The organism is Rhodococcus sp. (in: high G+C Gram-positive bacteria) (assembly GCF_049299235.1).
In the GTDB taxonomy this organism is placed as follows: domain Bacteria; phylum Actinomycetota; class Actinomycetes; order Mycobacteriales; family Mycobacteriaceae; genus Rhodococcus.
Genome location: NZ_JBAQXC010000356.1, coordinates 1 through 10260 on the forward strand (window position 1 = coordinate 1; position 10260 = coordinate 10260).

The 10260-nt window shown below is 66.3% G+C and carries 11 protein-coding genes and 1 pseudogene; 7 read left to right on the forward strand and 5 right to left on the reverse strand.

The features are described 5' to 3' along the window. The 3 genes and pseudogenes from WAX14_RS22115 to rfbB all read right to left on the reverse strand — a co-directional run. Positions 1–225, reverse strand: a pseudogene (locus WAX14_RS22115) (mannosyltransferase); the annotation flags it as partial. Between the two features lie 3 nt (positions 226–228). Further along, a complete protein-coding gene (locus WAX14_RS22120) occupies positions 229–2133 on the reverse strand; it encodes a glycosyltransferase (protein ID WP_422630190.1) in 1905 nt (634 codons plus the stop codon). A gap of 155 nt (positions 2134–2288) precedes the next feature. Then, positions 2289–3296 (reverse strand): dTDP-glucose 4,6-dehydratase, encoded by a 1008-nt coding sequence (gene rfbB / locus WAX14_RS22125; RefSeq protein WP_422630191.1) that lies wholly within the window; start codon positions 3294–3296, stop codon positions 2289–2291. A gap of 33 nt (positions 3297–3329) precedes the next feature. Here rfbB and rfbA point away from each other — a divergent pair, with 33 nt between their 5' ends. The 3 genes from rfbA to WAX14_RS22140 all read left to right on the forward strand — a co-directional run bounded on the left by rfbA (position 3330) and on the right by WAX14_RS22140 (position 5745). Beyond that, the gene (gene rfbA, locus WAX14_RS22130) at positions 3330–4205 is read left to right on the forward strand and encodes a glucose-1-phosphate thymidylyltransferase RfbA (protein WP_422630192.1); all 876 of its coding nucleotides are present in this window, start codon (positions 3330–3332) and stop codon (positions 4203–4205) included. Next, on the forward strand, positions 4205–4774 hold the full coding sequence (gene rfbC, locus WAX14_RS22135; RefSeq protein ID WP_422630200.1) for a dTDP-4-dehydrorhamnose 3,5-epimerase: 570 nt from the start codon (positions 4205–4207) through the stop codon (positions 4772–4774). Before rfbA ends, rfbC begins: the two co-directional genes overlap by 1 nt. A 95-nt stretch (positions 4775–4869) precedes the next feature. Next, positions 4870–5745, forward strand: a complete 876-nt coding sequence (locus WAX14_RS22140; RefSeq protein ID WP_422630193.1) for a DUF559 domain-containing protein — start codon at positions 4870–4872, stop codon at positions 5743–5745. Here the strand turns inward: WAX14_RS22140 and WAX14_RS22145 are convergent. Next, positions 5742–6215 carry a GtrA family protein gene (locus tag WAX14_RS22145; protein WP_422630194.1) on the reverse strand — a complete coding sequence of 158 codons (474 nt, stop codon included), beginning with the start codon at positions 6213–6215 and terminating at the stop codon, positions 5742–5744. The genes WAX14_RS22140 and WAX14_RS22145 overlap by 4 nt on opposite strands. 70 nt (positions 6216–6285) lie before the next feature. Between WAX14_RS22145 and WAX14_RS22150 the strand changes: the two genes are divergently transcribed. The 3 genes from WAX14_RS22150 (at position 6286) to WAX14_RS22160 (ending at position 8922) form a co-directional block, all read left to right on the forward strand. Continuing rightward, positions 6286–6672, forward strand: coding sequence for a VOC family protein (locus tag WAX14_RS22150; protein WP_422630195.1), 387 nt, complete (start codon positions 6286–6288; stop codon positions 6670–6672). 64 nt (positions 6673–6736) lie between these two features. Continuing rightward, the gene (locus WAX14_RS22155; protein WP_422630196.1) at positions 6737–8161 is read left to right on the forward strand and encodes an FAD-binding protein; all 1425 of its coding nucleotides are present in this window, start codon (positions 6737–6739) and stop codon (positions 8159–8161) included. Then, positions 8161–8922 carry a decaprenylphospho-beta-D-erythro-pentofuranosid-2-ulose 2-reductase gene (locus WAX14_RS22160; protein WP_422630197.1) on the forward strand — a complete coding sequence of 254 codons (762 nt, stop codon included), beginning with the start codon at positions 8161–8163 and terminating at the stop codon, positions 8920–8922. The genes WAX14_RS22155 and WAX14_RS22160 overlap by 1 nt, the downstream gene beginning before the upstream one ends. Positions 8923–8977: 55 nt before the next feature. On the opposite strand, the gene WAX14_RS22165 is transcribed toward WAX14_RS22160, so the two are convergent. Further along, positions 8978–9298, reverse strand: coding sequence for a hypothetical protein (locus WAX14_RS22165; protein ID WP_422630198.1), 321 nt, complete (start codon positions 9296–9298; stop codon positions 8978–8980). A 204-nt stretch (positions 9299–9502) separates the two neighbouring features. Here WAX14_RS22165 and WAX14_RS22170 point away from each other — a divergent pair. Then, the coding region (locus WAX14_RS22170) for an arabinofuranosyltransferase (RefSeq protein ID WP_422630199.1) at positions 9503–10260 on the forward strand (758 nt) is incomplete at its 3' end.

A 10260-nucleotide genomic window follows, 5' to 3' on the forward strand; every position in this document is an offset into this window, starting at 1 on the left:
GAACTCGCTGATGCCGACCAGATGGAACCAGCCGTGCATCAGCAGGTAGTACAGCCCGTGGACGGCATCCCATTCGGCGAGTACGTCGACGAGTTCACCGACGGGACGGTTCGCGGCGGAGATGGTGGCGGCTTCGTCCCACCACAGGGACGGCACCCACGAGAATGCCGTTCCGATCAGCGCGGTACCGATACCGGCGAACAGGGGTATCGGCCACGCGTGCACGGGCTACTCCGTGATGCCGTACAGCCGTGCCCAGTTCTCGCGGCTGGTGAGTTGCGGGCGAGCGTCCTGCCACACCGTCTTCATGCGCGGTGCTTCCTTGCGGAGTCGCCAACACACCTTCGCGGCCTGCTTCGCCAGGTCGATTGCCGTATTCTTGTCGCGTCGGCGCACACGCACCGCGTTCTGCGACGAGTCGGTGACGACGGCGGTGTCGAACAGCGACACATGCCACCAGTTCGCGAAGTGCGCGGGCACGGTGACCGAGCGCCGGTCGACGCGGCCGGTGAACTGCTGCACGGCCCGCTTGACCAGCACGAGGCCCTCACGTTTTTCGTCCGGTTCGAACTCCCACACCGACATCTGGGTGTGCGGGTCGGCGTCGGCGCCGACCTTCGCCGCGGATTGCGGCTTCGTCTCCGGGTATCGGGCGCGGAGTTCGCGCAGCTCACCGAGCACTGCCTGGCCGCCGTCGTGCAGGAAATCCGGGCCGGTGAGGAAGTCCTCGGCGGCCTTGATGAACGTCGCGGCCAGTCCGTACTGCATCGACACGATCAGTTCGCTGATCTTGCGGAACAGGTACTTGGACATGTCGTTTCCGTCGAACCGACCGTAGATCGCCGAGACGATCAGGCCGTTGCGGATACTGAAGTACCGCGCCCAGTCGTCGTAGTCCTTGAGGTAGAAATCGGCGTGCCACACACCGGCGTTCGGCAACGTCACCGTCGGGTGACCGGCGAACCGCGCGCGGATGCCGTACTCGATGTCGTCCCACTGGAAGAACAGCGGGAGCGGAAGCCCGCAGTCGGCGATGATCTCGGCGGGCAGCAGACATGTCGACCAGCCGTTCCAGCCGGCGTCGAAGCGCGCGTCCTGCTTCTTCTTGACCAGGTCGATACCCATGCGGGCACCCGGGGTGAGCTCGCCCGCCGTGATCTCGTCGAGCACCTCACGCTCGGCGCTGACGTGCAGCATCTGAGGATTGCTCAACGACAGCATCTGCGCGCCGATGATCGCCGGCTGCACCGTCATGTTCGCGAACGCGTTCATCCGCAGCACCGATTCCGGTTCGCACAGGATGTCGTCGTCCATGACGATGACATTGGCGTGCGCCGAGTTCGGCGATCCGGTGATCTCGTACATCCCGCGGGAGAACCCACCTGCACCGCCGAGATTCGGTTGCGTGATGTAGACGAGCTTGTTGCCGAGCCGGTCGGCGACGTCACGGAACGCCGCGCGGGTCTGCACCTGGTCGGTGCCCTGGTCGACGACGCACACGACGTCGATGTCGGCCATCGCACCGTCGTCGGAGGCGAGGGTGCCGACGGTGACGGAACAATCGTCGGCGCGGTTGTGGGTGCAGATGACGACCGCGGCGGGACGCAGATGCTCGGGGGCCGCCACGGTCCAGCGCACATCGGAGATGTTCAGCGACCCGGACGTGGCCTCCGCGGAGATCCACAGCGCACCACCGTCGACGAACCGTTCGATGGTCAGATCCAGGTCGAGCTCGCCGGAGCCGGAAACCTTCTCGACGGTGACGAGCCGTTCGCGGCCGCGGGCGTCGGACGCCCACACCGAGAACGTCGCCGAACCGGACGAGGCGTACGCGAGCTGCACATGGACGGTCTCGACGTCGGTCCAGCGCTGCCAGAAGCTGGCCGGGAACCGCCCGAAGTAGGTGTTGGTGTTCATCGTCGCGCCGTCGGCCAACTGCAGTCCGGTGCGGTCGGCGGCGACGGAGCCCTTGGTGAAGGCGTACATCTTCTCCGGCACTCGCGGTGACAGCGACGCGAACAGTCCGCGCTGAACGATCAACCGGTCGCGGCCGGCGGGCTCGGTAAGGACGTCCTCGAGGGCGTCGATGTTGCTGTCGATCGGTGTCGTGTCGCCGGCCGTCGCCTGCTCCATCGAGCTACTCCCCGTGTGGTCGATCCTGATGTGGTCCGGATGCGACAGTAGCAGCGCCCAACCGTCTACCCGCGCGATGCGCGCCGAGCCTCACCACACGCCGCCCGCTTTCTCCCGATTTGCACGTATTGCCCGAAACGGACTGTTCACGCAGGTCAGGGGTGGACAATCGTCTCGGTACGGGCGTAGGAGCGTTCGGTGGCGGCCTTCTGCGGACGCCACCAATCCTCATGACCGCGATACCACTCGACGGTCGCGGCCAGGCCGGAACGGAAGTCGCCGTAGCGCGGGCGCCACCCCAATTCACGGCGCAACCGCGACGAATCGATCGCGTACCGCAGATCGTGGCCGGGCCGGTCGGTGACGAAATCGAAATCGCCGGGGTCCCGGCCGCACAACTCCAGAACGGTCTCGACGACGGTACGGTTGTCGGTCTCGCCGTCGGCCCCGATCAGATAGGTCTGCCCGATCTCGCCCTTCTCGATGATCGTCCACACCGCACTGTTGTGGTCGTCGACGTGGATCCAGTCCCGCACATTGCAACCCGACCCGTACAGGCGGGGACGCATCCCGTCGAGGACATTGGTGATCTGCCGGGGCACGAATTTCTCGACATGCTGGTACGGGCCGTAGTTGTTCGAACAATTCGAAAGGGTCGCGGCCACCCCGAACGACCGCACCCACGCGCGCACCAGCAGATCCGAACCGGCCTTCGTCGCCGAATACGGGCTCGACGGGTTGTAGGGCGTCGACTCGGTGAACTTCGCCGGATCGTCGAGTTCGAGATCGCCGTACACCTCATCGGTGGAGATGTGGTGATACCGCACCCCGTGCCTGCGCACCGCCTCGAGCAGCGTAAACGTCCCGATGAGGTTGGTGTGCACGAACGGGGACGGGTCGCTGAGGGAATTGTCGTTGTGGGATTCCGCGGCGAAATGCACCACCAGATCGCTGTCGGCGACGAGCCGCTCGACAAGTTCTGCGTCGGCGACGTCGCCGTGTACGAACGAAATCCGATCGGCGACCGGATCGAGGGACGCCCGGCTGCCCGCGTAGGTGAGCTTGTCGAGCACTGTCACGCGCACGTCGGGCCGGTCCGCCACGGTCCGGTGCACGAAGTTCGCACCGATAAAACCCGCACCACCGGTAACAAGCAACCTCATGGCGCCAACCCTACTCATGGGACACTGACCGACATGCGCGGAATCATCCTGGCAGGCGGAACCGGATCGAGACTGCATCCACTGACTCTCGCGGTGAGCAAACAGCTCATGCCCGTGCACGACAAACCGATGATCTACTACCCGCTCTCCACACTGATGCTTGCCGGCATCCGCGACATCCTCGTCATCACGACCCCCCACGACGCGCAACAGTTCCATCGGCTCCTCGGCGACGGATCGAAGTTCGGTATCGACCTGACCTACACCGTCCAGGACCGGCCCGACGGCTTGGCCCAGGCGTTCGTGCTCGGCTCCGACCATATCGGCGACGATTCGGTCGCCCTGATCCTCGGCGACAACATCTTCTACGGGCCACGGTTGGGCACCCAGCTCACCCGATTCGACGGCATCGACGGGGGTGCCGTGTTCGCGTATCGGGTGTCCAATCCGGTCGCGTACGGCGTCGTCGAATTCGACGAGAACTGTCGCGCACTGTCGCTGGAGGAGAAGCCCGCCGACCCCAAGTCGAACTATGCGGTTCCCGGCCTGTACTTCTACGACAACGACGTCATCGAGATCGCGAAGGGGTTGCGACCGTCCGCGCGCGGTGAATACGAGATCACCGACGTCAACCGCGAATATCTCAATGCCGGGAAACTGCAGGTCGAGGTGCTGCCCCGAGGAACGGCCTGGCTCGACACCGGCACCTTCGATTCGCTGCTCGACGCCTCGAACTACGTGCGGACCATCGAGGAACGACAAGGCCTGAAGATCGGCGCACCCGAAGAAGTGGCGTGGCGGTCCGGCTACATCACCGACGACGAACTCGCCGCCCTCGCGCACCCGCTGCTCAAATCGGGGTACGGCACCTATCTGCTCGACCTGCTCGAGCGGGGGAAGAACGCGTGATGCAGTACCGAGAATTGAGCGTGCCAGGTTCGTGGGAGATCACCCCGACACAGTTCGGCGACGACCGCGGGCTGTTCCTGGAATGGTTCAAACAGTCCACGTTCACCGAGGCCACCGGCCGGTCACTGGATCTACAGCAGGCGAACTGCTCGGTGTCCGCGGCCGGGGTGCTGCGCGGCATCCATTTCGCAGACGTCCCGCCCGGCCAGGCGAAGTACGTCACGTGTGTGTCGGGATCGGTGCTCGACGTCGTCGTCGACCTGCGGGTCGGCTCCCCCACCTTCGGGCAGTGGGATTCGGTGCTGCTCGACACCGTCGACCGTCGCGCGGTCTTCCTGCCGGAAGGGCTGGGCCACGGCTTCCTGTCACTCGAGGACCACTCGACCGTGGTGTATCTGTGCTCCACGGGCTACAACCCCGAACGCGAACACGAAGTGCATCCCCTCGACCCGGCCATCGGCATCGACTGGCCCGTGGTGGGGACAGGCGGATACGAGCTGTCGGCGAAGGACCAGGCCGCACCCACCCTCGCCGAAGCCACGGTCGCCGGGCTGCTGCCGAGGTACTGATCGTTCTGTGTGGATTTGTGTCCGCCCGGCGAACACAAATCCACACAGAAGATGCGACGCGGAACCGGACCGCCCCAGTTCACGTCGAAAAAGGCATGGACCGGACGAAAATCCACGCGATCATGGCCCGCCAGGACGGCGTCGTCACCCGCTTACAGGCACTCGAGCACGGGATGAGCCCGTCGATGGTGACCCGGCAGCTGGCCACCGGAGAATGGGCGACGCTCGGGCCGGGCGTCTACCTGCGCGCCGACCGGGAACGCACCGACGCGGTGATGCTGCGGGCCGCGGTCTACGCTGCCGGACCGGACGCGCTGGCCTGGGGACCGAGCGCAGCGTGGTGGCACGGCATCCTCGAACAGCCGCCGACGCGGCACTACGTCACCGTTCCCAAACATCGGACCCGGCCGCGCAGTCGCGATATCCGCCTCCGGCGGCGTGACCTGCATTGGAAGGATGTGGTCCTGGTTCGGGGCCTGTCCGTGACGGCGCTTCCACTCACTGTCCTCGAGGCTGCCGTCGAGATACCGGACGGATCGGTGCTCATGGACCGGGCACTGCAACGGCACACGTCGCTCGAGGTGCTGCAGCGGGTGCATCGCCGGAACTCCCGACGGCACGGCGCGCGCTCGGCGTCGCTGCTGCTGTGCTCGGCCGGCGAAGGCGGGCACTCGGAAGCCGAACGCACCCTGCACCGTCTGCTCCGCGAGGCCGGCGTGACCGGGTGGCGGGCCCACGTGTGGAGTTGCGGCTACGAGATCGACGTGGCATTCGAGGCGCACCGCGTCGCCGTCGAGGTCGACGGGTGGGCGTGGCACCGTGACGCGCATCGCCACCGCCGCGACACCGAACGGCAGAATGTCCTGGTCAACGCCGGCTGGCATGTGCTGAGGTTCACCTGGCACTCGCTGACGCGGGACCCGGAAGGGGTGCTCCGCCAGATCGGCGCCGCGTTGGCCGGACGCCGTTAACGAATCCGGAAGATCACCGCGCGTTGCACCACGAAGTTGACGACGGTCGCGACACCCTGCGCCACGACGAAGGCAAGCGGATCCCGCCACCATTCCTCGGGCAGCGACTCGTTGAGCACCCGGTTGATCCCCACCTGCGCGAGGAACGTCACCGCATACAGCACGACCACCGCGACGAACCGGGCCCGGCTCGGTTCCGCCTTGAACGTCCAGCGCCGGTTGATGAGGTACGCAGTCGTGGTCCCGGCCACGAAGGAGATGGCCTTGGCGAGGTCGCGGGTGACACCGAACGCCATCAGCAGCACGTACAGGCCGTAGTCGACGATCGCAGACAATCCGCCGGTCGCCACGAACCGGACGATCTGCGTCTTCAGGTCGAGAGCATCGTCCGCGATGTTCTCGGTGACGGGAATCTCGACCGGAAGCGGCGCCCGATGCTCGGGCTCGGACACGTCGTGGGTTTCGGGCACGGCGTCGAGAATATCGCCCGGGTCGCGCCGGCCTTGACCTCGAGCCGACTCGAGGTTGCACGATCGGGGCATGCCCGTCGAACTGAACCACACCATCGTCCACGCCACCGACCGCGACGCCTCCGCACGGTTCGTCGCCGACATCCTCGGCCTCGACGCCCCCACCCTCTTCGGACCGTTCCAGATCGTGCAGGTCGCGGGCGTCTCACTCGACTTCATGGCCGGCAGCGGGCCGGTCCGCCCCCAGCACTACGCCTTCCTCGTCGGCGAATCCGAGTTCGACGAAATCTTCGGGCGCATCCGCGAGCGCGACCTCGACTACTGGGCCGATCCGGGGCATCGACGGCTCGGCGAGATCAACACGAACGACGGTGGTCGCGGCGTGTACTGGGACGACCCGGACGGCCACAACCTCGAAATTCTCACCCGCCCGTACGGGGGTGACAAACAGGGGTGACAAACAGGGGGTGACAAAAGGCATCTTGTGGACCTGCCCGTACGCGCGGGTAGCCTCTATGTCGATGTCCACGACTGCTGCCGAGCAGGCGCCCGCGCCGCTCCCCACCCAGACCCGCACCCTGACCGGCTGGGGGCGCACTGCGCCGACCACCGCGGAAGTGCTGTCCACCCCCGACGTCGAACTGATCGCCGCAGCGGTCGCTCGGGTCGCGGAGCAGAACGAGTCCAAGCCGACGCACCTGCGCCGCGGCGTCATCGCCCGTGGCCTCGGCCGCTCGTACGGCGACCCCGCGCAGAACGCCGGTGGTCTCGTCGTCGATATGACGGCACTGAACAAGATCCACACCGTCGACCGGGACACCCGGCTCGTGACGGTGGACGGCGGTGTCACCCTCGACCAGCTGATGCGGGCCGCGTTGCCGTTCGGCCTGTGGGTTCCGGTACTGCCCGGCACCCGGCAGGTCACCATCGGCGGTGCCATCGGTGCCGACATCCACGGCAAGAACCACCACAGCGCCGGCAGCTTCGGCAACCACGTGCGGTCGATGGACCTGCTCACCGCCGACGGTCAGGTCCGCACGATCACCCCGGGCGGACGCAACGCCAAGCTGTTCTGGGCGACGGTCGGCGGCATGGGCCTGACCGGCATCATCCTGCGCGCGACCGTCGAGATGACCGCCACCGAGACGGCGTACTTCATCGCGGACAGTCGTCGCACCGAATCCCTCGACGAGACGATCGCCCTGCACAGCGACGGCTCCGAAGCGAACTACGACTACTCGAGCGCCTGGTTCGACGCGATCTCCCCCGAACCGAAGCTGGGCCGCGCCGCCGTGTCACGGGGTAGTCTCGCCCGACTCGACCAGTTGCCGAAAAAGCTGCAGAAGAACCCGCTGAAGTTCGATGCGCCGACGCTGCTGACGCTCCCCGACGTGTTCCCCAACGGGCTCGCGAACAAGTTCAACTTCACCGCGATCGGCGAGTTGTACTATCGCAAGACGAAGAACGCGGACAACCAGATCCAGAACCTGACGGCGTTCTACCACCCGCTCGACCTGTTCGGCGAATGGAACCGCGGCTACGGCTCGAACGGTTTCCTCCAGTACCAGTTCGTGGTGCCACCGGAGGCCGTCGGCGAGTTCAAGCAGATCATCCGCGACATCCAATCGTCCGGGCATCATTCGTTCCTCAACGTGTTCAAACTGTTCGGCGAGGGCAACAAGGCGCCGCTCAGCTTCCCGATGCCGGGCTGGAACATCTGCGTCGACTTCCGCATCAAGCCGGGACTCAACGAGTTCGTCACCGAACTCGACAAGCGGGTCCTCGAATTCGGTGGTCGCCTCTACACGGCGAAGGATTCGCGCACCACCGCCGAGACGTTCCACGCGATGTACCCGCGCATCGGCGAATGGCTCAAAGTCCGCCGCAACATCGACCCCACCAACGTCTTCGCTTCCGATATGTCCAGAAGGTTGGAACTCCACTGATGATCAACGCCGTCGGCAACCCCCAGACCCTGCTGCTGCTCGGTGGCACCTCCGAGATCGGCCTGGCCATCGTCGAGGAATACCTGCGCAAGGCACCGGCCCGCGTCATCCTCGCGGCCCTGCCGAACGATCCGCTGCGCGAGGCCGCGGTCGCGCAGGCGCAGGCCGCGGGCGCCACCAAGGTCGACCTGGTCGACTTCGACGCCCTCGACACCGAAAACCATCCGAAGGTCATCGACGAGGCCTGGCAGGGAGGTGACGTCGACGTCGCGATCGTCGCGTTCGCCCTCGACGGTGACGCCGAAGAACTGTGGCAGAACCAGCGCAAGGCCGTGCTCGTCGCGAACGTCAACTACACCGCGTCCGTCTCGGTCGGTGTCCTGGTCGGCGAGAAGATGAAGGCGCAGGGCTTCGGCCGGATCATCGCGATGTCGTCGGTCGCCGGTGAACGCGTCAAGCGCGCCAACTTCGTCTACGGCTCCACCAAAGCCGGACTCGACGGTTTCTACCTCGGACTCGGTGAGGCGCTCGCGCCGTTCGGGCCGAAGGTCACCGTGGTGCGACCGGGCATGGTGCGCACCCAGTTCAGCGCGCACGTCAAGGAAGCGCCGCTGACGGTGAACAAGGACGTCGTCGCGGCACTCGCGGTCGCGGCGTCCGACAAGGGCAAGGAAATCGTCTGGGCGCCCGGCCCGTGGCGATTCGTGATGATGGTGTTGCGGCACGTTCCGCGCGCGGTCTTCCGCAAACTGCCGATCTAGACTTCCACACGGCACTGCCCCGCCCGATCCTGAATCCGGCGGGGCAGGTTCGTCTCTACTGTACGTAGCCGACGCCGCTCTGGAACCCGGTCATCGGCCCGTAGCAGGCATTGGTGACGGGTCCCTCGTTGGTGAAGGTGCCCATCACCTGGCCTGCCTCACCGGCCGCGTTCGAGGCGTAGCCGACGCCGGGTTGCCCGACGACGACACACTGGTACGGCTCGAGATTCGCGTCGTCGGTCAACTGCCCATCGATCGGGCCGCCCGGATCACCCGGTGTGATCACCGGGACAGCCGACGCCTGCGCAGCGCCGACCACGAGCAGTGGAACCGCCGCGAGCGCGGCGAACAACGCGCGAACCGACGTTCGTGTCATGACTTCTTCAGCCTTCCGTTCGGCTCCACTCGGTGTTTCCGAGTGACCCCCGACGCGATAGCGGCCGTGACCCTCCGGTGGCATCTCGACCACCGTCGCTTCTGTCCAGCATGCGGGGTGGAGGGGTCGAAGTGCCAGAGTCCGCACTACTCGAATCTGCGGTTGCCGCGCCACAGAGCATGCCGGGCATCCCCCTATGCTCGGATGGTGCTCACCGCCTCCGAAGTAGCCCCCGCACGCCGTGTCGCTGCGACGCTCGCCCAGTTCGTGTGCGCCGCGGTCGTCGCCGCGGTGGTCGCGACCGTCGGTCTGTTCGCATTCGCGCGGGTGCAGTGGCCGGCGTTCACCTCGTCGAATGTGACACAGGCGATCACGACGGTGCTGCAGGTCGCGGCGCTGGCGGTCCTCGCGGTGTCGGTGTGGCTGCTGCGTCGGCGCCGGGTTCCGCTGTTGGCGCGGGTGTTGTCGTGGGCGGGTGTGTCCGGCCTGGTGACAGCGACGTTGGGGATGCCGCTGGCCGCAACGAAGCTGTATCTGCACGGCATTTCCGTCGACCAGGAGTTCCGTACCGAGTATTTGACGCGGTTCACGGATTCGGCGGCGCTGCACGACATGACCTATATCGACCTGCCGCCGTTCTATCCGGCGGGCTGGTTCTGGGTGGGCGGTCGCGTCGCGGACGTGCTCGGCATGGACGGCTGGGAAGCGTTCAAGCCGTATGCGATCGCATCGCTCGCGGTCGCAGCGGCCGTCGCGATGGTGCTGTGGTCGGAACTGGTGCGGTCGGATCTGGCAGTGCTCGTCACGACCGCGACGACCGCGATCGTCCTGGCGTACGGCTCCCCCGAGCCGTACGGGGCGATCATCGCGCTGCTGCTGCCCGCCGCGCTCGTCCTGGCCTGGGGCGCTTTCGCACCCGTGTGCCTTTTGGGCTACCAGGGGGGCCCAAAAGGCACACGGCA

Bases quoted from the DNA above. Each gene is read 5' to 3' on its own strand.
- WAX14_RS22120 (WP_422630190.1), bottom strand. From the start codon at position 2,133: ATGGAGCAGGCGACGGCCGGCGACACGACACCGATCGACAGCAACATC.
- rfbB (WP_422630191.1), bottom strand. From the start codon at position 3,296: ATGAGGTTGCTTGTTACCGGTGGTGCGGGTTTTATCGGTGCGAACTTC.
- rfbA (WP_422630192.1), top strand. From the start codon at position 3,330: ATGCGCGGAATCATCCTGGCAGGCGGAACCGGATCGAGACTGCATCCA.
- rfbC (WP_422630200.1), top strand. From the start codon at position 4,205: ATGCAGTACCGAGAATTGAGCGTGCCAGGTTCGTGGGAGATCACCCCG.
- WAX14_RS22140 (WP_422630193.1), top strand. From the start codon at position 4,870: ATGGACCGGACGAAAATCCACGCGATCATGGCCCGCCAGGACGGCGTC.
- WAX14_RS22150 (WP_422630195.1), top strand. From the start codon at position 6,286: ATGCCCGTCGAACTGAACCACACCATCGTCCACGCCACCGACCGCGAC.
- WAX14_RS22155 (WP_422630196.1), top strand. From the start codon at position 6,737: ATGTCCACGACTGCTGCCGAGCAGGCGCCCGCGCCGCTCCCCACCCAG.
- WAX14_RS22160 (WP_422630197.1), top strand. From the start codon at position 8,161: ATGATCAACGCCGTCGGCAACCCCCAGACCCTGCTGCTGCTCGGTGGC.
- WAX14_RS22165 (WP_422630198.1), bottom strand. From the start codon at position 9,298: ATGACACGAACGTCGGTTCGCGCGTTGTTCGCCGCGCTCGCGGCGGTT.